The sequence below is a fragment of the Bradyrhizobium sp. S3.2.6 genome (genome assembly GCF_040546885.1).
GTDB lineage: Bacteria > Pseudomonadota > Alphaproteobacteria > Rhizobiales > Xanthobacteraceae > Bradyrhizobium > Bradyrhizobium cytisi.
Genome location: NZ_JBEPOS010000013.1, coordinates 84,728 through 106,960 on the forward strand (window position 1 = coordinate 84,728; position 22,233 = coordinate 106,960).

A 22,233-nucleotide genomic window follows, 5' to 3' on the forward strand; every position below is an offset into this window, starting at 1 on the left:
GTTTACGCGGGCCGGAAGCCAGCGCGCTCCAGCGCTGCGCGGGCCTCTTCCGAGCCGAGTGCGTCGAGAAAGGCCTGCACAGCAGGCCGCTGCCTGCGCGCCGTCACCAAGGCAAAGTCATAATGCTCTTCCGCGAGCGGGATGAAACCGAGTCCGACCGCATGGGCGACCGGCGCAATGGTCATGCCCCAATCGGCGCGATGCTGCGCGACGGCTGCGGCGACCGCATTGTGCGAGCGCGGCTGGTTCCAATAGCCGTCCGGACGGGCGCCCTCGAGCAGGCGGTCGATCAGGATCCGCGTGCCGGCGCCCTGGTTGCGGCTGACCATGATGCAGGCGGGGTCGGCGAGCGCGGCAGCAACGGCCTGCTTCGCACCGAGCCCCTCAAAACGCTTGTCGCCCCTGCGGTACACAATGCCCTGCATCCGCCGCCAGCCCGGCACGAGCTCGAGTCCCTCGGCGAGGTAAGGCGTGTTGTAGGTCTCGCTCTTGTCGTCGAACAGATGGATCGGCGCGAGATCGCATTCGCCGCGCTTCGCTGCCGCAAGTCCGCCGAGGCTGCCGACGGCGATCGAGCGCACGGTGAGGCCAGCATGCGCGAGCGGTGCGGTGACGAGATCGAGGCCGGTGCAATGACTGCCGACGATGACGAGATCAGGCACCCGCACATGCGGCGTAAACAGAGTGACCTCTGCTTCGGTCCCTGCCGGCATCTGGTCGGCGAGCGCGTCGATGCGCAAAAAGCCGTCGGCTTGCGCGAAGGACGTGATCGCACCAGAGCCTTTGCCGGAGGGATAGGCGATCAGGCCGTCCTTGCCCTCGACCAGCGAGACCATCACGAATTCGGTGCGGCCGAGCTCGGAAGGCATGCGCACCGGCACGGTGACACTCACCTTGGCATCGGAGCGCGGCGGCAGGCCGGCCATCTTGCGCAGCGCTGGCACGATCATGTCGTGGAAGGTGAACATCGCCGAGGTCGGAAAGCCCGGCAGGATCACGACCGGCTTGCCGTCGCATACCGCGAGACACAGCGGCTTGCCCGGCTTGAGCGCAACGCCATGCGCGATGATGCCGGGCTGGCCGAGCCGGCCGATGATGCGATGGGACAGATCGCCCGCCCCCTTCGACGTGCCGCCGGACAGCACCAGCATGTCGGCGTCCGCCAGCGCCTGGCGCATGGCGGCTTCGAGCTTGGCTTCGTCGTCGGGAATGGCGCCGAGGAAGATGGCCTCGCCGCCGTTCTCGTCGATCGCGGCCGCGACGATGGCGCCATTGGTGTCGTAGATCGCGGCCGGCGCAAGCGCCCCGCCGGGCTGCACCAGTTCGTCGCCGGTGGAGATCACCGCGACGCGCGGCTTCCGCGCAACCTTCACCTCGGCGATGCCACAGGCCGCCAGCATCCCGATCTCACGCGAGCCTATGATCGTGCCGGCGCGCAGCAGCGCCTCGCCGCGCGCGATGTCGGATCCGGCATAGGATACGAATTGCCCCGGCGAGGCGGCGCGACGAACATCGATCGCGTCGGGGCCGGCCGGCTGGGTGTGCTCGACCATGACCACAGCATCGGCGCCTCGCGGCACGGGGCCGCCAGTGGCGATCGGCGTTACGGTGCCCGCGGCGACTTGCAGCTTGGGCACGGTGCCGCAGTGAATGGTCTCGCCGTTCAGCGCGAGCCGCACGGATGCGCCTTCACCGGCGGCGGAAAGATCCGCCGAGCGTACGGCAAAACCATCGACATTCGAGCGGTCGAAGGGCGGCACGTCGATCGGTGCGGTGATGTCTTCAGCCAGTGCCGTACCGAGCGCATCGGCAAGCTTGCGCTGTTCGCTCGGGATCGCGCGCGGAAACAGGGCCGCCTCGAACCGCGCGAGCGCCTCCTCGCGTGAGAGGATCTTGAGGAATTGCTCCTGTTCGAGCGCGCTGCGATCTGGCGGTTTTGGGATCATCGTCATGCCGGAACCCATATCATTCCCGCATCAGATAAGCATCGACCGGCTCGTCCGCCGCAAATCCCTCATGGCTGGCGGGAATGAGCAGCCATGCATCCGCTCCGGCAATGGCGTGGAGCGGCCATTCACCGACTGCAAGCGGCATCCACGTTTTATGTTCCTCGGCCAGCAGAGCGATCTCGGCAATGCCGACGCTGGACGCGATCTTTCGCGCGAGCGGCAGGGTCACTGTGCGGCGCGGCTGCCGCGCCGACATTCTGTCGATGAGCGGAAGCACAAGCGCCAACCAGACCGCGAGGGCCGGAGCGGGCGCCCCGGGCAAGGCAAGGACGGGAACTTTTCCGAGCCGCCCAGCGGCTGCGGTGCGTCCGGGCTGGAGCGCGAGGCCGTGGGCGAATTCGGCTCCACGCTGGGCCAGCGCCGTTACCGAGGCATCCGCACGACCGGCTCCGCTGCCGCCGATCGTCAGCAGCAGATCGCAGACGGAGACATCGAGCGCCTCCGCAATCGATGTCGCATCACGTGAGCCGGCTTCATGCGCGGTCACCTCCAATCCCGCCGCGCGCGCGAGGTCGGTGATCATCTGCATCGTCGCGGTGGCGCCCGGCACGTTGACGATGCGCAGCCGCGGTCGCCTGATGCTCAGCCTTTCGACATCGGCGACACGCGCGAGCAACAGAGCCGTTGCATCGATGGGAAGTCCCGCTGTGGCCGCGGGCAAGCGGTCTGCGGTGTCGCCGCCGGCACGCCCGACGCCTTGCCCTGGAACGCCCTCGGCCAGAACCTGGGCGAGCGGGCCCGACACCTCGACGGCGCCGGCATCGAGCACGCAGTCGCACCCTGCCGGCATCGCATCGCCGGCGTCGACCCACACGGGAAGCCCGGTCAGAGGCAGCGGCGAATAGGAGGACGCACCGACCAGATCGTTGGCACGCAACGCCCAGCCATCTACGACGGCGATGTCGCACGGCGGATAGGCTGCGAGCTGCGGCATCCCCGCGGCGATACAGCCGACTGCTTCAGCCAGCGGCAATTCGACCGGCGCGACCGGACCGATGCCGCGCAGCAAAACAGCGAGCGCGGTGTCGAGCGGCGTCAGCGAGGGCGGCAGGCGCTGGGTCATGCCTCATGGTGGACCACGCATCGCTCGGTTTGGCAACCGCTCGTGCCTCGGCCAATCAGGGCTTGTCCGCATTCGGAAAGAACACCTGTTGCCCGTCGACCTTGAAGCCTGCGATCGCCGCCTGCCCTTCCGGCGAGATCAACCAGTCGACGAAGGTCTGGCCCAGCTCCTTCTTGACGTTCGGATGCTTCTCCGGGTTCACCAGCATCACGCCGTATTGGTTGAGCAGCCGCTTGTCGCCCTCGACAACGATGTCGAGATCGCCGCGATCCCTGAAGGCGATCCAGCTGGCGCGATCCGCGAGCACATAGGCATTCGCCGCGCGTGCGGCGTCGAGGGCGGCGGTCATGCCCTGCCCGCTCTCGCGATACCAGGCGCCTTTTGTACTGGCGATGTCGATGCCGGCAACGATCCAGAGAGCAAGCTCCGCCGCGTGGGTGCCGGAACGATCGCCACGCGTGATGAACGGCGCACCCTTGGCCTCGATCGCCTTCAACGCGGTGGCGATGTCCTTGCCCTTCACGCCGGCGGGATCGCTCTTCGGCCCGATCAGCACGAAATCGTTGTACATCACGTCGTAGCGCTTCGTGGCAAAACCGTCAGCGACGAATTTCTCCTCTTGCGGCCGGGCATGCATCAACACGACGTCGACCTCGCCCCGTCGGGCAACGTCGAGCACCTCGTCGCTGCGGCGTGCGATCACCGTCACCTCGATGCCGGTCTTGTCGCGGACAATCGGCAGCAGATAGTCGAGCAGGCCGGAGTCCTGCGTCGATGTCGTCGAGGCCAGGACGATCGCACGCTCCTCGCCAGACGAGGCCGCAATGCCTCCGGCGAGGCCGCAGAGAAGCGCAAATGCAACGGTCAGTCGGCGAACGGCCATGACGGGTTCCCATTGAACAAGACGCGATCATGATGCTCGATTGCGCCGCACTCGTGACGGACTTGCCAGTTGCCACAGCAACAGGAGATAGAGCTTGAGCCTGACCACCACCGAAAGGCAAGTTCACCACGCGTCGGCGAGCGGACGAAGACGAGTTATCCGGGAAATTTCGGCAATCAATCAACCGCCACGTTGACTGCAATCACGAGCGCAACGGCCGCAACGCCCGCACCATTCGAGCCCAGCAAGATCGTCAACCAAAATCAAAACACGCGTCAGGATGTGTTGCAAAGCAACGAGATCATCGGGCATGGTTCGCGCGGACAAAAATCGAAGTGCAGAATTCCACCTGCGTTTAACGTCAAAAAGAAGCAAGAATTTGCATAGGAATGCAGGATGGAATTCCTGACGACCAGTGAAGCCGCGGACTATCTCCGTCTCGGCGAACGCAAGCTTTACGAACTGGTCACCAATGGCGCGATCCCGTGCACCAAGGTGACCGGCAAATGGCTCTTCCCGCGGCACGAGCTCGATCTCTGGGTGCTGTCGGGCATGGCGCGTCCGGCCGGCATGCTGACGGCGGAGCCGCCGCCGGTCGTGGGCGGCAGCCAGGACGAGCTCCTGGATTGGAGCCTGCGTGAATCCGGCTCGGGCCTGGGATCGATGACCGAAGGCAGTGCGCGCGGGCTCGAGCGCCTGCAACGTGACGAGGTGATGGCAGTCGCCGTGCACTTCCACAGCCTCGATGCCGAGGGCAATCTCGCCTCCGACGCCAGCGCGGCGGCGCTGCGGGACGCGCCTGACCTGCATGACGCGCTGCTGGTCGCCTTCGTGCGCCGCGAGCAGGGTCTCGTGCTGCCGCCGGGCAATCCGAAGCGGCTGCGCGGTCTCTCCGACGTGCTCGCGCTCGGCTCGCGGATGGCGACGCGGCAACAGGGCACGGGCGCGCAGATGCTGCTCGACGTGCTGCTGCTGCGCGCGGGCGCCTCGACGCGCGATCTGCGCCGGGTGGAGACGCCTGCCCTCACCGGGCCGGATCTCGCCGAAGTGGTCCGCGCCGGGCAGGCCGACTGCGGCGTTGCGACGCGCGCGGCGGCGCGCTCGGCGGGTCTCGATTTCGTGCCGCTGGTCTGGGAGAATTTTGACCTTGCGATGCGGCAGCGCAGCTATTTCCGCCCCGCCATGCAGGCCCTGATCCGGTTCCTCAGCGAACGGCGGCTGCGCCGGCGCGCCGAGGAGCTGACCGGCTACGATCCCTCCCCCGCCGGGCAGATCCGCTTCGCGGCCTGACATTGACGCCCGCCCCAAAATAGTTGCAAAAGAAACCAATTCAGCCGGGCCGTACCCGGGACAGGCAACTTCGGCCAACGAGCCGGATCAGGGGAGGACAAGCGTGAATCCAGCGAGATTTGGACTGCCGGTCGCGGCTGCCTTTATAGCGATGCCCTTGGCGGCGGCGCTGCTGTCGGGCGCCGCAATGGCGCAGGTGTCCGACGACATCGTCAAGATCGGCGTGCTCACCGACATGAACGGCCCGGCCTCCGCGCCGACCGGCCAGGGCTCGGTGACCGCGGCGCAGATGGCGATCGACGATTTCGGCGGCACGGTGCTCGGCAAGCCGATCAGCATCGTGATCGGCGACCACCAGCTCAAGGCCGATATCGGCGGCGGCATCGCGCGGCGCTGGTACGATGTCGACCAGGTCGATCTCATCGTCGACGTGCCGGTTTCCGCCGTTGGCCTCGCGGTGCAGAACGTCGCCAACGAGAAGAAGCGGCTGTTCATCACCCACTCCACCGGCACCGCCGATTTCCACGGCAAGTTCTGCTCGCCCTATGCGATACAGTGGGTGTTCGACACCCGCGCGCTCGCGGTCGGCACCGCGGACGCGGTGGTCAAGCGCGGCGGCGACAGCTGGTTCTTCATCACCGACGACTATGCCTTCGGCCACTCGCTCGAACGCGATGCCTCCAGCGTCATCACCGCCAATGGCGGCAAGGTGCTCGGCTCGGTGAAGCCGCCGCTGGCGACGCCGGATCTCTCCTCTTTCGTGCTGCAGGCGCAGGCCTCCAAGGCCAAGATCATCGGCATCGCGGCCGGCCCGCCCAACAACATGAACGAGATCAAGACCGGCTCGGAGTTCGGCGTGTTCAAGGGCGGCCAGCAGATGGCGGCGCTGCTCGCGCTGATCACCGACATCCACGGCCTCGGCCTGCAGGCAGCCCAAGGCCTGTTGCTGACGACGTCGTTCTATTGGGACATGGACGACAAGACGCGCGAATGGTCGAAGCGCTATTTCGCCAAGATGAACAAGATGCCGTCGATGTGGCAGGCCGGCGTCTACTCCAGCGTGATGCACTATCTCAACGCCATCAAGGCAACCGGCACCGACGATCCGCTCAAGGTCGCGGCGAAAATGCGCGAGACACCGGTCGAGGATTTCTTCGCCCGCAACGGCCGCTTGCGCGAAGACAATCTGATGGTGCACGACCTCTGGCTGGTGCAGGTGAAGACGCCGGAGGAAAGCAAATATCCGTGGGACTATTACAAGATCCTCACCACGATCTCGGGCGACAAGGCGTTCGGCCCGCCGGACCCGGCGTGTCCGATGCTGAAGAAGTGACGAGCGCCTAAAGCGATCGTCACTTCACGACTCCAATCTCGCGAAAATACTGCATCACGCCCGGATGAATCAGCTCCGGCTTCGGTGCCGCCGCGACCGTGTTCGCCGCGGTGGTCTCGCAGGCCTGGGCGAGCTTCCTACAGAAGATCGCTTCGGCGCTGTGCAGCGTCTTCGCGAGAAGATAGGCGACATCGTCGGGCAGATCCTCGCGCGTCAGCATAAAGCTCCAGGAGCCGAGCGAGGCGATCGGCTCGGACTGTTTGGGATAGGAGCCGGCCGGCACGGTCAGGGGTTTAAGGAACGCATGCCTGGCGCGGATGCGCGTGATCTCTTCGGCAGAGGGCGCGATGAAGCGCGCGCCTGATGCGCTCGAGGCCACCGCCGCAAAGCCCGGCCAGCCGATGCCGGCGCCCCACAGTGCAGCCACGCGGCCATCCTCGACCATCGCGGGGCCGTCGCCGGCGCGGTCGAGATAAACAGCCTTGAAATCCTCGTCCTGCTTCAGGCCGAGCCCGTCGAGCACGTAGCGCGCCAGGATCGGCAGGCCCGAGCCCTTGGCGCCGAACGCAACCGGCTGGCCGACGAGATCATGAATCGTTTTGTACGGACTGTCCGCCCGCACCACGAACATGCCGGGGTTGGAATAGATCGCGGTCAAGATCTTCAGCGCTACCTTCGCGCGGCCGATGCCAGCAAACGCCTCATAGGCCGGCTCGCCCGCGACCAGCGCGAGATCGAGCTCGCCTTTCTCCAAAAGCGGAATGTTCTCGTTGCTGCCCTTGGTGTTGCGCGGAGCAATGGTGAGCGTGCTATCTGCCGCGTTCATCACCTCCGCAAAGGCGTTGCCATAAAGCGGGAAACCGCCGCCGGGCGTCGCGGTGCCCAGGCTGATCGTCGTGGTGGAAATGGCATTGCCTCCGGTTTGAGCGGCAGCGGGGCCTGCAAGGGAATTTCCGAGCAGCGCCGCAGTGATGAGAATCCTGATAGCGAATTTCATGGTCGTTCCGGCTGCGTCCGCGTCAACATCGACTTGAGGCGATGTAGGCAGCGGGCGGTTTTTGTGAAAGCATGCCGCCAACGACAATAGAACAATGGGAGGCATCATGTTGCGAATTTTGCGGTGCGCTGTTTTCGGGCTGGTTTTTCTGTTCGGTGTTTTTGCAGCCTCCCCTCCCGCCTCCGCCGCCTACCCCCACCGCCCCGTGCACTGGATGATCGGCTTTGCCGCCGGCGGCCCGGTCGACATCGTGGCGCGCATCATGGCGCAGGCGCTGTCGGATCGGCTCGGCCAGCAATTCATCGTCGAGAACCGCGCCGGCTCCGGCGGCAACATCGCAGCCGGTGCCGCGATCAACGCAGCCCCCGACGGCTACACGCTGCTGTTCGTCGCGCCCAACAACGCGATCTCGACCTCGCTCTACAAGAAGCTGCCGTTCGACTTCCTGCGCGACACCGTGCCGGTCGCGAGCATCATGCAGCTCACCAACATGCTGGTCGTCTCCAATGCGATGCCGGTGAAGACGGTCCAGGAGTTCATCGACTATTGCAGGGCCAATCCCGGCCAGATCTCGTTCGCCTCGTCCGGCAACGGCACCTCGGTGCACATGTCGGCGGAGCTGTTCAAGGCGATGACCAAGTGCGACATGGTGCACGTGCCCTATCGCGGCTCTGCGATCGCCTTCCCCGACATCATATCCAACAAGGTGCAGCTGATCTTCGACAACCTTCCTTCCGCGCTCGAGCAGTCGCGCGGCGGCACTGTCCGCGCCATCGGCGTGACCTCGCCGCAGCGCTGGCCTGGTGTGCCCGATGTGCCTGCGATCGCCGAGACCGTGCCGGGCTTCGAAGCGGTCGGCTTCTACGGCATCTCCGCGCCAAAGGGCACGCCGCCCGAAGTGGTCGAGATTCTCAACAAGGCCGTCGGCGACGCGCTGAAGGACCCGAAGGTCACCGCGCGGTTGACCGAGAATGGCGGCATCCCCAAGCCGATGACGCCGGCCGAGTTCGGCAAGCTCGTCGCCGACGAGACCGAGAAGTGGCGCAAGGTCGTGGCATTCGCCGGGGTCTCGGTGGACTGAGCGGACAGCCTGCCACGGGCTGAGAGCTCGCGAGCAAGCGTGTTGAGGGGACCGGCGGGTCCCCTCCCAGGAAGAGTCGCGAAAACAACCCCATGCACAGTAGAAAAGGAAGGCAATTCCAGTGGGTTACAGACGCAAAAACGGGCTCGCCGCGAAAAACGCTTGACCCGTCGGGCAAAACAGGCGCATAAGGGCATCATCCCAGACTTCGGTAATTTAGAAATACCCGGAATACAGCGCCGACGATTTCAGTTCGCCAGACCCGGCATTGCACCCCCGCCTCCGGCCCTGTAAACGAACCGCGCACCGTTGCCGGCCGCGCACTTCCCGCAGGCCGTCCCGCGGCGGGGCCTGTAGCTCAATGGTTAGAGCCGGCCGCTCATAACGGTCTGGTTGCAGGTTCGAGTCCTGCCGGGCCCACTAGCCTTCGCTCGCTTCGCGAGCTTCGGCAAGGCAAGCCAGCGCCATACATCAAAAGCGAAGCGAGTGAAGGCTGCCGCGCCGAAGCCCAAAAGGCGAAGGCGGGCCCGCAGTTGGCAAGCACACCACGATGACGACCTGGCCCAACGAACGCGGCTGATGGCTACCTAAGTGCCTGAGTTTGCTGGCGCGCCATTCGGGACAAAACTACGGGCTCTTATATGATTGAAATTGCGACATGATTTCCTCTCAAGCAAATGCCGGGACTAACCACCCCGGCGGCTTACCGCGGGACCGATCCCAACGTCGCGACGATTCCGATTCCATTTCGATAGACAAGTTCGGCACCTTTCCAGCCGGTAACGGCGAGCGGACCAATAGCCGCAACGAGCGCCAATGCGACCACCAGATGCGCTTTCTTGCCTTGAGCTGCCCTACCGGCCTCCAACACTGCGATGAACCACCAGATGACGGCAGTCGCGATCGCCCATCGCCGGTGGTCGATCATGAACATCGTTTGAGACGCGTCATGAGCAACAGTGAAGAAGGCGTTGATTCCTGCAATCACGGTCAGGATCGACAGCGCAGCTCCTGTCCAGAGATTTATCCGAGCCGCGACGATCACAACGCCTGCCCAGTTGCGTCCGCGAGCAATTTGACCGAGCGCATACAGTGCCGTCGCCACTACGTATAAGGCGATCGTGAAATGCACAAAAACCGGATGCCAATTCGGAATGATCTCGGGCATCGCGATACTCCTATTTTCGCTTCTGGACGCTGTCGGCTTGCCGAGTCTTCGCCTCGGCCGGCAGATTTTCGAGCGCCCTAACGAAAAATAAGAACATTTTCGAAGCGAGACTTGCGAGCTTGCTCGGGTGCAGACGGGCAATAGCTGACTGGAAACCAAGTCCCTGTATGATGCAGAAGTAGAGAATTGCCGCGTCAGAGACATTTGTGCTCTTCGGAAGTTGGCCAAGCCGAATCGCTTCCTTGAGCAGATCGGTCACCTGCCGCTCGTATCGGATGTGAAGCCGTTGAAACTGCTCGTTGAGCGTTGGGTAGCGGTGCCGAAGATCGTCCGACATCACCACCTTTGCGAGCGCGGGAAACTTCTCGATCAGTCCGACGTGGCCGACCAGGATACTTTCGAGACGAGCGAGCGGCGATTCGCCTCCGCGCTCGAGGAGAGCGCGGGTCCAAACGCCCTCCAGGCTTCCCTGGAGCCACGCCAGCACTTCGGTCCAGAGCGCCTCTTTTGTAGGGAAGTGTCGAAAGACCGCCCCTTGGGATCGCCCGATCGTATCCGCAATTAGCTGCGTACTGACCGACTCGGCGCCTCGTTCATGGACCAATCGCAAGACCGTCTGCACGATCTGCTCCTTGCGCTCTTCGGCCTGCAATCGTTCGCGGCTAGGAGACGAAGCTACTTCGGGCATTTCTGGCGTCCTCGATTAGATAGCATGTACTCGCTATCTATCCGGCTCAGAACTTGCTGTCAACTCTGGAAAACCGACAGGAGGACGTGTTGGACCTCAAACTGCTTCGTGTAATTGCGCCTCTGGCGACGTGCCTGGCAGCGCTCCTAACGAATAACACCATCGTCATCGGCCTTAACGGATTGGTGGGCTATGCCGTGCTCGGCAGCGACAAGTCGCTGGCAACCTTGCCCATCGCGACCTACATCGCCGGCACCGCGGCCGCGACCTTCCCTGTCCGGCTGGCTGCTCCAGAGAGCCGGATGGCAGATCTTGCTGGGCGTGACCGCGGCTTTGGCAGTGATCGTCTTGGAATTACGGTGACGCTGCACGAAATGCCGGTGTTCGAAAGCTCATTGAGCGCACCTGTCGCCGTCACACTTCTCAAGCCAGTTCCAGCCGCAATGACCGCCCCACCATGCGCGCGGCGCGCTGAAGCGTTGTCAGCGTGACGTTGCCGTCCTTCGGGTCGAGCAGGCGCCCGATCTGACTGCGCGAGGTCTTCATGCTCTGGGCCAGATTGTTTGCGGGATATGTTGTTCTCCTTCATTGCCTGCTCGATCTGCCACGCAAGGACCTCTTTGACGGCGATGGCTTCGAACTCCTCTCGATTGCCTTCTTCGCCGAGGAAATCATCGAGCGTGGTGAGCCTGGCGATGGAACGGACTGCTTTCTTCCTTTTCGTCACTGCTTTTTTGACCATTTCGATCTCCTTCATTTCTCGAATTCACGGTTTCTGCGGTGCGCCAGCGCCAGATCATCGGGCGGCGTCTTCCGGGTCTTCTTGATGAAGCCGTGAATGTACGGTCCCGCAGCGGCTCCTCGTTGCAGCTCGCGCGCCATCGGAGTAGATCGGCAAGACATTACGGGTATCTGTAGCTCCCATGCCTTCAAAAAAGAGCCCCAGGGATGGATATCGAATGAAAACGGCAGCGCAATCGGGTCCGTCTGGATTATCGCCCTCGCCCACCCCCTACAAAACCCCAGTTAACCGCTCTCTCGAGGCAGGAGATTTTCATGGTCAGTGAAAAAGGCCCGAACATCAAGAAGAAGCAGAAATGCAAGAATTGTGAGGGCAAAGGCCTACTCAAGAAGGGCGACAAGGTGGTGAAGTGCCAGCGCTGCAAAGGCACTGGGGTGCGGTGACATCGCGGATTGCCTCTCGCTTTCGCACCCCGTCATTGCGAGCACAGCGAAGCAATCCAGAGTCCCTCCGCGGGAAGACTCTGGATTGCTTCGTCGCAAGGGCTCCTCGCAATGACGGTGGAGAGAGTTGCGCGAGGTGGCGCCTCACACTTCGTCATTGCGAGCACAGCGAAGCAATCCGGAGTCCCTCCGCGGGAAGATCCTGGATTGCTTCGTCGCAAGGGCTCCTCGCAATGACGGTGGAGAGAGTTGCGCGAGGCGGCGCATCACACTTCGTCATTGCGAGCGGAGCGAAGCAATCCGGAGTCCCTCCGCGGGAAGATTCTGGATTGCTTCGTCGCAAGGGCTCCTCGCAATGACGGTGGAGAGAGTTGCGCGAGGTGGCGCCTCACACTTCGTCATTGCGAGCGTAGCGAAACGATCCGGAGTCCCTCCGCGGGACGATTCTGGATTGCTTCGTCGCCAGGGCTCCTCGCAATGACGGTGGAAAGAGTTGCGCGAGGCGGCGCCACGCACTCCGTCATTGCAAGCACTGTCTGGTTGCAGGTTCGAGTCCTGCCGGGCCCACCAGCCAATCGATCACTTGACCGGATCGCAATGCTCGATCAGCAATTCCGTGAGGACCCGGATCTTCCGCGCGGGATGCTGGCCTGGCGGGCGGATGACATAGGCACCCGCAGGAGGTGGTGGATGACGGGTCATGACTGAAACAAGCCGCCCCGATGCCAGCAATTCATCCGTGAGGAAATCGGGGAGGTAGGCAATCCCGAGTCCTGCTGTTGCCGCGGCCACCAGGGCTGTGCCGTTGTCGGCCTTGAAGCGACCCTGCGGACGAACCGTGATGATCTTGTCGCCATCCATGAGCTGCCAGGCTTCGGTGCCCTGCATGAGAGCTTGATGGACGATGAGTTCCTCGGGTGTCTCAGGCGACCCGTGCTCTCTGACGTAGCCGGGACTCGCAACGAACTTGCCGTAGATCGGTCCGACGCGCCTGGCGATCAGATTCGAGTCTTGAAGATAGCCAATCCGGATCGCGCAGTCATAACCTTCTGCGATGAGATCAACGAATTGGTCACTGTAGCAGGCTTGGATCTGGAGCTTCGGGTGTCGTCTCGCCATTTCCGCCATCACGGGGGCGAAGTAGTTCGAGCCGAAGGACAGCGGCACGGCAACTCGCAAGCGTCCACGAAGCTCGCCGGCAGGCAGGATCGTTTCCTTGGCCAGGTCGATTTCGGTGCAGACCCTCGCAGCATAGTCTCGGAACGTCGCCCCAGCTTCCGTTAGAGCGGCGCCGCGGGTGGTTCGTGCAAGAAGCTGGACACCAAGTTCCGATTCAAGCCGCAACAGCCTTCGACTGACGATCGACTTGGAGACGCCGAGCCGGAGCGCAGCAGGCGAAACTCCGCCGGCATCAGCAACTTCCACGAATGTCCTGAGCTCTTCGACGTCCACTTTGGCGTTCCTGCTTTCGCGACACAGCTTGCCACCAAACGGTACTACCGCATCGAACACGGGAACGGCAATAAGCCCTCCAGGTAACGCCGCCTGTGGCGAGCGTCTCCCCAAAACCGATGCCGCATTCAACGGCAACAAAGGATGTCATGATGAAACTTCGTAACGGCCTTGCTTCGCTTCTTCGTCCCGAAGACTCAGTGCTCGTTCTGATCGACCACCAACCCTACCAGCTTGCGAACGTGAACAGCCATGAACCGCAGATGGTGATCAACAACACGGCAGCTCTTGCGAAGGCAGCAAAGGCCTTCGGTGTTCCCACGATCCTGACGAGCGTGATTGCCGAGCGAGGTGGCCTCCTCTTCCCTCAGATCACCGAAGTGTTCCCCGGACAGGAGGTGATCGACCGGACGTTCATCAACACCTGGCAGGATAAGAAGGTCGTGGATGCGGTCAAGGCCACGGGCCGCAAGCAGCTGATCATCGCCGGTCTGTGGACCGAGATATGCGTCGCGATGCCGACGATCCAGGCTCTCGGCGAAGGCTGGGACGTCACTGTGGTGACAGATGCGTCCGGTGCCGTTTCGGTCGAAGCCCACGAGATCGCCATTCAGCGCATGATCACCGCCGGCGCCAACATGATGACCTGGTTGGCAGTGGCGGCCGAATGGCAGCGCGACTGGGCCAGGGCCGACCAAGCCGCCAAGCTGACCGAGGTGATCCTGCAGCATGCCGGCGGCAGTGGCATCGCGTTCCTGTGGGAGCAGCAGCTGCTCAACACACCGGTACCGAAAAGCGCAGCCTGAGCTGAACTGGACCTCGGCTTGGTTACGGAGACAGGCATCGAGAACTTCTTGCTCTGAAAAGGTGGGGACGGCTCAGGGGCCCAGTCGAGATGGCTAGAGCTATTCTGCCTCGGCGTCGGGAGCCAGCACACCCCACGCTCGCAACACTTCGGCGAGGATTGCGCGGTCGCTGTCGTCGAGTCGCGGCAGGCCGGGCAGCCGCACGGGGCCGACCGGAAATCCGATCAGCCGCAGCGCCTCTTTGACCACCGTGACGTTCGCGCCGTTGCCGAAACGCGTCCGCATCGCCTCGAACTTGGCGATGGTATCGACGAGTTCGCGAACCCGGTCGAACCGGCCAGCCTCGAGCGCGGCATGGATGGCCAGTGAACGGGCGGGATCGATGTTGACGAGGCCCGAAGTGAACCCCCTCGCCCCCGCCGCGTAGAAGGCGGGCGCCCAGCCCTCGGCAAGACCGCACACCCACAATGCGGTCGCTCCGGTGCTGGAGCGGATGCACTCGGACAGCAGCATCAGGTTCGTGGTGGCGAATTTCACGCCGGCGACGTTCGGATGGTTGGCAACACTCAAGATGTCGCCGAGGCTCATCGCGTCCGAGCGGACATAGGCAATGAGCGGCACATCCACCGCATCCGCGATCGCCTTGAAGTAGGCTGCCTGCGCCTGTGGTGCTGCGAACGGATCGAGCGGCTGATGCGCCATCAAGGCGTCGGCGCCCTTGTCTCTCGCCCGCCGGCCGAGCTCGATCGCCTCCTTCAGCGAGCGCCCGACACCGGCGGTCAGCAGCGAGCGGCCCGCATTGGCTTCGATGGCGCCATCATGCACGGTGCGGACTTCGTCGGCTGCCAAGGCGTAGAACTCACCGGTATTGCCGGCGGATACGATATTGTGGATGCCCGCGCCCGCGATTCTGTCGACGATGCGGCTGAGCAACGGCCGGTCGATGTCGCCGCTCGTGGCGTAGGGCGTAACATGCACGCCCGAAATGCCCTCGAGCGCAGCTCTTACTTTTTTCAACCTCAAGAGTTGTGCTCCTTCGTAGCACGGACAGCTTGGGGAGCAGTTTGCGGTTGCCCACGGTTTTCGAACGCGGCCTTGACGTGCTGCCGTGCCGAACGGACCACGTGATCGCGCATTTCCCGCTCGGCGGCGTCACTGTCACGGCGGGCCAGCGCTTCGTAGATGGTGCAATGCTCGCGAAGGGCGCGGCCTCGTTCCTCCGCGTCGCTTAGGATGAACTGACGTGCGGTATGCACGTAGACGCGCTGCCCGACCAGAATGCGCTGCAGATAACTGCAACGCGAGATCTCGTGGATGGCATCGTGAAACAACTCGTTGAGCTTGATCAGATCGTCGGTCGCGCTCGCCGCGGTCGCCTCGGCCATTTTGCTCACGATGGCGGCCAGCCGCGCGACCCCTTCATCGTCGATGCGCGACGCCGCCATGCGGGCGATCATGCTCTCGAGCGCGGCACGGGCCAGCGCCATCTCTTCGGCCTGCTCGGCATCGAAGGTCACGCGGATGCCGCGGCGCGGCTCCGCCACGACCAGGCCTTCGGCTTCGAGCTGGCGCAACGCCTCCTTCAGCGGCGTGGTGCTGACGCCGAGCTGTTCCGCCATCTGCCGTTCGTTGAGCACCGCGCCGGACGGCAGCTCGCCCGCGATGATGGCGCGACGCAGCTCCTCGCGGACATGAGCACGCAGCCCTTTCAGATAAACCGGATCGACCGGCTGAAGCCTTGGCGGCACGCTGCTCTCCCTGGACGCAGGTTCATGCGCCCAAATTTTTTTGGATATTGGCCAAACGCTTTATGGACAGCCGTGAAATTTGATATATCAAATCCACCCTATGTCAATAAGCCGGCAAGAGTCCGGCCACAGGGACGGAATGTATGCGCAAAGAGACAGCGCAGACGGCGCGGGCCTCGGCGTTCGACGAGCCGGACGTGCGTGCATCCGATTGCAAGCTGGCCGCGCGAGCGATGCGGGCGGCGGTGCGGCCGCATGAGGGCGGACGGTTGGCATCGCTTTGGCGCGAGGCGCCTGGCAACCGTCGCATCGATGTCCTCGTTCCCATGGCCACCGGCCACTTTGAGCCGCTGATCTGGCCCAAAGCCGGCACCTATCCGCTGGTCCCTTATTCGAACCGCATTCGCAACGCCGCTTTCCGATTTGACGAAACCCTCGTCAAGCCCGCGTCGCACCCGGCCGCGGCGCCCCATCCGCTGCGCGTGCTGCATCCCGGCGAAACGTTTTTTGGGCCAGCGTAGGGATCACGGTGACATGATGACATTACGACCATCACCATGACAGTGGCGAACTACACGACGGCGCCATCAAGAACCACAAGGCCGAATGGCCGCAACACACATCTCGACCGGGAGGAACCATGAGCGAGGACATCCAGCAGAGGACGCCCCACTGCCGCCGACTAGACCGCCGCTCCGTGCTGAAGGGATTTGCCGGCGCGACCGCGATTTCCGCACTGCCTTATGCGGCGCGCGCCGAGGGCGCCAAGGAAGCGCCGGCGCTTGCCAAGCTCGTGGTGGACGGCAAGCTGGCACCGCTGGCGGACCGCATCTCGGCCAACCCAATGGTCGTCACCGTCGAGAAGGTCGGCCGCTATGGCGGCGCGCTGCGGCGCGGCCTGCGCGGCTCGGCAGACCACAACGGTATCCTGCGCATGGTCGGCAATCAGGGCCTGGTGCGCTGGAATCTCGCCTTCACCGAGGTGCTGCCGAATGTTGCCGACAAATGGGAGATCAACGCCGATTCCACCGAATTCACCTTCCATCTCCGTCAGGGCATGAAGTGGTCGGATGGTCATCCGTTCACGGCAGACGATATCGTCTTCGCCATCGAGGACTGCGCCAAGAACACCGAGCTCTATAAATCGCCGCCGACCCCGATCGTGATCGGTGGCAAGGCCGGCACCGTCACCAAGATCGACGACACTACTGTGAAGTTCACCTTCGCTGGTCCCTACGCGCTGTTCCTGGAGCAGATGGCAACGCCGCTCGGACAGCATCCCACGCTGTTCGCGAAGCACTACTGCAGCCAGTTCCACCCGAAGTACAATCCGGCGGTGGCCGATCTCGTCAAGGCCGCGAACCTCTCCGACTGGGGCACGCTGTTCCGCAGCAAGTGCGGCGACATCGAAATCCCCACGCGTTGGGGTAACGCCGACAAACCGACGCTCGATCCATGGGTCATCAAGGAACCCTACACCGGCGGCGCGACGCGCGTGGTGATGGAGCGCAACCCCTACTTCTGGCAGGTCGACACGGCCGGCAACCAGCTCCCCTATATCGACAGGCTCAACTTCAACATCTCGCAGGACGTCGAGTCGCTGATGCTCGATGTGATCTCTGGCCGTCTCGACATCCAGGAACGCCATATCGACACGCTACAAAACAAACCTACGCTGTCGCAGAACATGCAGAAGGGCGGCTACCGCCTGATCGAACTGATCAATTCCGGATCCCAGCAGGTTCAGATCTACCTGAACCTCACGCACAAGGATCCTAAGATGCGGGAAATGTTCGCCAACAAGGAATTTCGCAAGGCGTTGTCGCTCGGCATGAACCGCAGCGAGATCATCGAGCTGGTCTATCTCGGACAATCGCAGCCCTATCAGGCCGGGCCGCGGCCGGGGCATCCCTGGTATCATGCCGCGCTAGCGACGCAGTTCAGCGAGTTCGATCAGGCCCAGGCCAATGCCATCCTCGATAAGCTCGGCTATGCCAAGAAGGATGCCAACGGCTTCCGGCTACGTCCGGACGGACAGAAGATCTTCTTCGCCATCGACGTAATCCCGACGCTCTACCCGGACGAGGTCGATGCGCTCGAGTTGGCGAAGCGGCACTGGGCCGATATCGGCATCGACATCAAGGTCAACACCATCGAGCGCGCGCTCTACTACACGCGCGGCGACAACAACGACCACGATGCGGCGGTGTGGCCCGGTCCGGGCGGCCTCGATCCGATGCTCGATCCGCGCGACTTCTTCGCACAGCACACACAGGGCTCGCGCTACGCCGTGCCGTGGGCGCAATGGTACGTCTCCGGCGGCAAGGATGGCCAGGAGCCGCCCGAGAGCCAGAAGCAGCGCATGAAGCTGTTCGATCAGGCTCGTGCCACGGCCGACCTGCAAAAGCGCGGCGAAATCATGAAGCAGCTGTTCGATCTCACGGCCGACGCTTTCGAGACTATCGGCATTTGCCTGGCGGTGAACGCCTTTGGCATCTGCAAGACCAACCTGGCGAACGTGCCAGCGAAATATCCGAACTCGTGGTCGTGGCCCAATCCAGGCCCGGCCCTGCCGCAGCAATTCTTCTTCTCGACGTGATCGGCCTTGAGCCCGGCCGCGCCGCGCGGTGCGACCGGATTCTATTTCCCTGAACAGGCAGGACCATGCTCCGCTTCATCGCCAAGCGCCTTCTCTGGATGGTGCCCTCGCTCATCGTGGTGAGTTTCCTGGCGTTCGTGCTCATCCAGCTACCGCCCGGCGACTACGTCACGACCTTTATCGCGACGCTGGCCGCGTCGAACGAGGTCGTCGACCAGAACACCGCCGCCGACCTACGCGCCCGCTTCGGGCTCGATCAGCCGATGATCATCCAGTATCTGAAATGGATCAGCGGTATTCTGCTGCACGGAGATTTCGGCCTCAGCTTCGAATGGCAACAGCCGGTCAGCAACCTGATCTGGGAACGGATGGCGCTCACGCTGGTGCTGACGTTTTCGACCCTGCTCGCGACCTGGGGCATCGCGCTGCCGGTCGGCGTCTACTCGGCGGTCAAGAAATATTCGGTCGGCGACTACGTCGTCACTTTCCTCAGTTTCCTCGGGCTCGCGATCCCAAGCTTCCTGCTCGCGCTGGTGCTGATGTACATCGCCGCCGTCGAATTCGGCCAGGAGGTCGGCGGACTTTTCTCAGAGGCTTATGTCAACGCGCCCTGGAGCTTCGGCAAGGTCCTCGACCTGCTGCACCATCTCTGGATTCCAGTCATCATCCTCGCGGCCTCCGGCACCGCCAGCCTGATCCGCGTCATGCGCGCGAACATGCTCGACGAGCTCAACAAGCCCTATGTCACCACGGCGCGCGCAAAAGGCCTGTCGGAATTCCATCTCCTGGTGAAATACCCGCTGCGGCTGGCGCTCAATCCCTTCATTTCGACGATCTCCTGGTTGCTTCCGAACCTCGTCTCCGGCTCGATCATCGTGGCCATCGTGCTCAGCCTGCCGACGGCGGGACCGCTTCTGCTGCAGTCACTGATGAGCCAGGACATGTATCTGGCCGGCGCCTTCGTGCTCCTGATCTGCGCACTGACGCTGATTGGCTCGCTCATAAGCGACATCCTGCTCGCCCTCGTCGACCCGCGCATCAGGCTGGAATAGGCCGGGATCAGAATCATGACCGATATCGCCATTTCACACGTCGACAGCCGCCAGCTCGCGGTAGCATCGCAGTGGCAACTGGTGTGGTGGGCATTCAAGCGCCACCGTCTCGCCATGGCCGGGCTCGTCGTCACGGCATTCTTCTACATCGTAGCCGCAGCGCCCGGCTTCTTCGCTGTCAACGATCCATCGCAGCAGAACGCGCGCGCCGCCTACCATCCGCCCCAGGGCGTACATTTCATCGACCTCGCGGCCGACGGCAGCTGGTCGGTCCGGCCCTACATCCATCCCTATGCGCTCAAGCGTGACCCGCAGACGCTGCAGGCGGTCTATCGCGAGGACGAGACGCGCAAGAGCTACATCCGGTTCTTTGGCACCGGCTACGCCTACAAGCTGTTCGGCCTGTTCGACACCACGACGCACCTGATCGCCACCGACAACAAGAGCCAGCCGCTGTTCCTGCTCGGCGCCGACCGGCTCGGCCGCTGCGTCTACAGCCGCATCATACAGGGCGCTCAGATCTCGCTGTCGGTCGGTCTCGCCGGCGTGCTGCTGTCGCTGACCATCGGCATCGTGCTCGGCGGCCTTTCCGGCTATTATGGCGGACGGATCGATTTCGCGGTTCAGCGGCTGATCGATTTCGTGCTGTCGCTGCCCAGCATTCCGATCTGGCTCGCGCTGTCTGCGGCCCTGCCGCACGATTGGCCAGCGACGCTCAACTACTTTATGATCACGCTGATCCTCTCCCTCACCGCCTGGGCCCAGCTCGCGCGCGTCGTACGCGGCCGCTTCCTTAGCCTGCGCACCGAGGAGTTCGTCACCGCGGCACGGCTCGACGGCGCATCCGAATGGCGGGTGATCTTCCGTCACATGCTGCCGAGCTTCACCAGCCACATCATCGCGTCGATCTCGCTGGCGATTCCGGCTATGATCCTGGCGGAAACGTCGCTCAGCTTCCTCGGCCTCGGCCTGCAGCCACCGACCATTTCCTGGGGCGTGCTGCTGCGCGAAGCCCAGAACATCCGATCGATCGCAACCGCGCCATGGCTGTTTGCACCCGGCGCCGCAGTGGTGATCGCCGTGATCGCCCTCAATTTCCTGGGAGACGGGCTGCGCGACGCCGCAGATCCGTACAACAAATGAGCCTGATCGATCTCGCAACCCATGCTGGCGCGCGCTCGGCCACACCCCCTTCGCTCATTCTCGAGGTGAAGGACCTCGTAACGCACTTCCCGGTACGAAACGGCATCGTCAAGGCCGTCGATGGCGTGTCGCTCACGCTCGAGCGTGGCAAGACGCTCTGCATCGTCGGCGAAAGCGGCTCGGGCAAAAGCGTGACCGCCCGTTCGATCCTGCAGATTGTGGACGCGCCCGGGCGCATCGTGTCCGGCGCGATGATGCTGCATCGAGCCGACGGAACGTCGGTGGATCTCGCCAAGTTCAATCCGCGCGGACGGGAGATCCGTGCGGTACGCGGCCGCGAGATCGCGATGATCTTCCAGGAACCGATGTCGTCGCTATCGCCGGTCCACACCGTCGGCGACCAGATGATGGAGGTGTTGCGGCTGCATCTCGACATGGGAAAGAAGCAGGCCCGCGCGCGCTGCATCGAGCTGCTCAAGCAGGTCGAGATCCCCGATGCCGAGCGGGCCATCGACCGCTACACTTTCGAATTCTCCGGTGGCATGCGCCAGCGCGTGATGATAGCGATGGCGCTGGCCTGTAACCCTTCCCTCCTGATCGCCGACGAGCCAACCACCGCGCTTGACGTCACCACTCAGGCGGAGATCCTCGACCTGATCCGCCGGCTGCAGCAGCAGCACGGCATGGCCGTGATGTTCATCACCCACGACATGGGTGTCGTCGCCGAGATCGCCGATGACGTGCTGGTGATGCATCGCGGTAAGGTGATGGAGAGCGGCACGGTGGACGCCATCTTCCATTCACCGCAGAACGATTATACGCGGATGCTGATCGGCTCAGTGCTGAAGCTGGAGCAGAAGGCGGAGATCCGGTTGCGTCGCTCCCCGATCGCCGACGAGACGCTGCCGGTGCTGCAGGTCCGCAATCTCAGCATGCAGTTCGGCTCGGGAAAAAACGCGCTTAAGGCCGTCGACGATGTCTCGCTGACCGTGAAGCCGGGCGAGACGCTGGGCATTGTTGGTGAGTCCGGATCGGGCAAAACTACGATGGGACGTTGCCTGTTGCGGATCTACGATCCCAGCGCCGGCGCAATCGATTATCGCCGGCCGGACGGCAGTACCCTCGATCTCGTCAAGGCGGACAAGGAGACACTGAAGGCCTGCCGGCGCGAGATTCGCATGATCTTCCAGGATCCTGTCGGATCGCTCAATCCGCGCATGACCGTGGCCCAGATTGTCGGCGAGCCGCTGCTCGTCAACAGGATCGCAGCCGGCAAGCAGCTCGACGACCGTGTGGCCGATCTGCTGCAGCAGGTCGGTCTGGAGCCATCCTGGCGCGAGCGCTACCCGCACGCTTTTTCCGGCGGCCAGCGCCAGCGCATCGGCATTGCCCGCGCGATCGCCCTCAATCCGCGCATCATCGTCGCCGACGAGGCGACGTCCGCACTCGACGTCTCGCTGCGGTCGCAGATGCTCGACCTGATGATGGGCCTGCAGGACAAGCTCGGACTGTCCTACGTCTTCATCAGCCACGACATCGGCGTGATCCGCTACATGTGCGATCGCGTGGCGGTGATGTATCGCGGTCGGGTGGTGGAAACCGGCTCCGCCGAGCAGGTCTGCAACTCTCCGACCCACGCCTATACGCAGGCGCTGCTGTCAGCCATTCCACGACCGGACCCGCGGGCGCGCAGCATCCACCGGCGGCACCGCCACACGGCGGCCTGAGACAATCCC

Annotated in this window: 22 protein-coding genes and 1 tRNA gene; 14 read left to right on the plus strand and 9 right to left on the minus strand. The window is 63.5% G+C overall.

The window, feature by feature from the left end; translation table 11 throughout:
* Positions 1 to 2 precede the first annotated feature (2 nt).
* The 3 genes from ABID58_RS22455 to ABID58_RS22465 are packed head-to-tail and all read right to left on the minus strand — an operon-like array spanning position 3 to position 3,955.
* Positions 3 to 1,952 carry a molybdopterin biosynthesis protein gene (locus ABID58_RS22455; protein WP_354034704.1) on the minus strand — a complete coding sequence of 650 codons (1,950 nt, stop codon included), beginning with the start codon at positions 1,950 to 1,952 and terminating at the stop codon, positions 3 to 5.
* 13 nt (positions 1,953 to 1,965) lie between these two features.
* Complete coding sequence (locus ABID58_RS22460) at positions 1,966 to 3,072, minus strand: molybdopterin-binding protein (protein ID WP_354034705.1); 1,107 nt, start codon at positions 3,070 to 3,072, stop codon at positions 1,966 to 1,968.
* A gap of 55 nt (positions 3,073 to 3,127) precedes the next feature.
* Positions 3,128 to 3,955, minus strand: coding sequence for an ABC transporter substrate-binding protein (locus ABID58_RS22465; protein ID WP_354034707.1), 828 nt, complete (start codon positions 3,953 to 3,955; stop codon positions 3,128 to 3,130).
* A 69-nt stretch (positions 3,956 to 4,024) separates the two neighbouring features.
* On the opposite strand from ABID58_RS22465, the gene ABID58_RS22470 reads away from it, so the two are divergent.
* The 3 genes from ABID58_RS22470 (at position 4,025) to ABID58_RS22480 (ending at position 6,578) form a co-directional block, all read left to right on the plus strand.
* Complete coding sequence (locus ABID58_RS22470; protein ID WP_148755386.1) at positions 4,025 to 4,342, plus strand: hypothetical protein; 318 nt, start codon at positions 4,025 to 4,027, stop codon at positions 4,340 to 4,342.
* Positions 4,343 to 4,351: 9 nt separating this feature from the next.
* Positions 4,352 to 5,245, plus strand: coding sequence for a substrate-binding domain-containing protein (locus ABID58_RS22475; protein WP_354034708.1), 894 nt, complete (start codon positions 4,352 to 4,354; stop codon positions 5,243 to 5,245).
* 103 nt (positions 5,246 to 5,348) lie between these two features.
* A complete protein-coding gene (locus tag ABID58_RS22480) occupies positions 5,349 to 6,578 on the plus strand; it encodes an ABC transporter substrate-binding protein (protein ID WP_148755384.1) in 1,230 nt (409 codons plus the stop codon).
* Between the two features lie 19 nt (positions 6,579 to 6,597).
* On the opposite strand, the gene ABID58_RS22485 is transcribed toward ABID58_RS22480, so the two are convergent.
* Entirely contained in the window at positions 6,598 to 7,575 is a 978-nt protein-coding gene (locus tag ABID58_RS22485; protein WP_354034709.1) for a TAXI family TRAP transporter solute-binding subunit, read from the minus strand.
* 106 nt (positions 7,576 to 7,681) lie between these two features.
* Between ABID58_RS22485 and ABID58_RS22490 the strand changes: the two genes are divergently transcribed.
* Both ABID58_RS22490 and ABID58_RS22495 read left to right on the plus strand, forming a co-directional pair.
* Positions 7,682 to 8,656 (plus strand): Bug family tripartite tricarboxylate transporter substrate binding protein, encoded by a 975-nt coding sequence (locus tag ABID58_RS22490; RefSeq protein ID WP_354034710.1) that lies wholly within the window; start codon positions 7,682 to 7,684, stop codon positions 8,654 to 8,656.
* Positions 8,657 to 9,003: 347 nt separating this feature from the next.
* Positions 9,004 to 9,076 (plus strand) — tRNA-Ile (locus ABID58_RS22495).
* 283 nt (positions 9,077 to 9,359) lie between these two features.
* On the opposite strand, the gene ABID58_RS22500 is transcribed toward ABID58_RS22495, so the two are convergent.
* Together ABID58_RS22500 and ABID58_RS22505 are read right to left on the minus strand one after the other, a co-directional pair.
* The gene (locus ABID58_RS22500; protein WP_354034711.1) at positions 9,360 to 9,824 is read right to left on the minus strand and encodes a DUF2231 domain-containing protein; all 465 of its coding nucleotides are present in this window, start codon (positions 9,822 to 9,824) and stop codon (positions 9,360 to 9,362) included.
* A 10-nt stretch (positions 9,825 to 9,834) separates the two neighbouring features.
* Positions 9,835 to 10,512 (minus strand): TetR/AcrR family transcriptional regulator, encoded by a 678-nt coding sequence (locus tag ABID58_RS22505; protein WP_354034712.1) that lies wholly within the window; start codon positions 10,510 to 10,512, stop codon positions 9,835 to 9,837.
* An 89-nt stretch (positions 10,513 to 10,601) separates the two neighbouring features.
* Between ABID58_RS22505 and ABID58_RS22510 the strand changes: the two genes are divergently transcribed.
* From ABID58_RS22510 to ABID58_RS22520, 3 genes are all read left to right on the plus strand, one after another.
* Positions 10,602 to 11,003, plus strand: coding sequence for a hypothetical protein (locus ABID58_RS22510; protein WP_354034713.1), 402 nt, complete (start codon positions 10,602 to 10,604; stop codon positions 11,001 to 11,003).
* 53 nt (positions 11,004 to 11,056) lie between these two features.
* Positions 11,057 to 11,350: a hypothetical protein gene (locus ABID58_RS22515; protein WP_354034714.1), complete on the plus strand. Its 294-nt coding sequence runs from the start codon at positions 11,057 to 11,059 to the stop codon at positions 11,348 to 11,350.
* A 218-nt stretch (positions 11,351 to 11,568) separates the two neighbouring features.
* Positions 11,569 to 11,697 carry a hypothetical protein gene (locus tag ABID58_RS22520; RefSeq protein ID WP_256374932.1) on the plus strand — a complete coding sequence of 43 codons (129 nt, stop codon included), beginning with the start codon at positions 11,569 to 11,571 and terminating at the stop codon, positions 11,695 to 11,697.
* Positions 11,698 to 12,276: 579 nt separating this feature from the next.
* Here the strand turns inward: ABID58_RS22520 and ABID58_RS22525 are convergent.
* Positions 12,277 to 13,149: a LysR family transcriptional regulator gene (locus ABID58_RS22525; RefSeq protein WP_354034715.1), complete on the minus strand. Its 873-nt coding sequence runs from the start codon at positions 13,147 to 13,149 to the stop codon at positions 12,277 to 12,279.
* A gap of 152 nt (positions 13,150 to 13,301) precedes the next feature.
* Between ABID58_RS22525 and ABID58_RS22530 the strand changes: the two genes are divergently transcribed.
* On the plus strand, positions 13,302 to 13,955 hold the full coding sequence (locus tag ABID58_RS22530) for a hydrolase (RefSeq protein ID WP_187435092.1): 654 nt from the start codon (positions 13,302 to 13,304) through the stop codon (positions 13,953 to 13,955).
* 99 nt (positions 13,956 to 14,054) lie between these two features.
* Here ABID58_RS22530 and ABID58_RS22535 read toward each other — a convergent pair whose 3' ends face one another.
* Complete coding sequence (locus tag ABID58_RS22535; RefSeq protein WP_502916420.1) at positions 14,055 to 14,978, minus strand: dihydrodipicolinate synthase family protein; 924 nt, start codon at positions 14,976 to 14,978, stop codon at positions 14,055 to 14,057.
* Positions 14,975 to 15,703, minus strand: a complete 729-nt coding sequence (locus tag ABID58_RS22540; protein ID WP_148753369.1) for a GntR family transcriptional regulator — start codon at positions 15,701 to 15,703, stop codon at positions 14,975 to 14,977. Before ABID58_RS22540 ends, ABID58_RS22535 begins: the two co-directional genes overlap by 4 nt.
* A gap of 143 nt (positions 15,704 to 15,846) precedes the next feature.
* On the opposite strand from ABID58_RS22540, the gene ABID58_RS22545 reads away from it, so the two are divergent.
* From ABID58_RS22545 to ABID58_RS22565, 5 genes are all read left to right on the plus strand, one after another.
* Positions 15,847 to 16,224 (plus strand): aldose epimerase family protein, encoded by a 378-nt coding sequence (locus ABID58_RS22545; protein WP_354034716.1) that lies wholly within the window; start codon positions 15,847 to 15,849, stop codon positions 16,222 to 16,224.
* Positions 16,225 to 16,343: 119 nt separating this feature from the next.
* Complete coding sequence (locus ABID58_RS22550) at positions 16,344 to 18,302, plus strand: ABC transporter substrate-binding protein (protein WP_354034717.1); 1,959 nt, start codon at positions 16,344 to 16,346, stop codon at positions 18,300 to 18,302.
* Between the two features lie 65 nt (positions 18,303 to 18,367).
* Complete coding sequence (locus ABID58_RS22555; protein ID WP_354034718.1) at positions 18,368 to 19,354, plus strand: ABC transporter permease; 987 nt, start codon at positions 18,368 to 18,370, stop codon at positions 19,352 to 19,354.
* A 15-nt stretch (positions 19,355 to 19,369) separates the two neighbouring features.
* Positions 19,370 to 20,497 carry an ABC transporter permease gene (locus ABID58_RS22560; RefSeq protein WP_354034719.1) on the plus strand — a complete coding sequence of 376 codons (1,128 nt, stop codon included), beginning with the start codon at positions 19,370 to 19,372 and terminating at the stop codon, positions 20,495 to 20,497.
* Entirely contained in the window at positions 20,494 to 22,224 is a 1,731-nt protein-coding gene (locus ABID58_RS22565; protein WP_354034720.1) for an ABC transporter ATP-binding protein, read from the plus strand. Before ABID58_RS22560 ends, ABID58_RS22565 begins: the two co-directional genes overlap by 4 nt.
* The last annotated feature ends 9 nt before the right edge of the window (positions 22,225 to 22,233 follow it).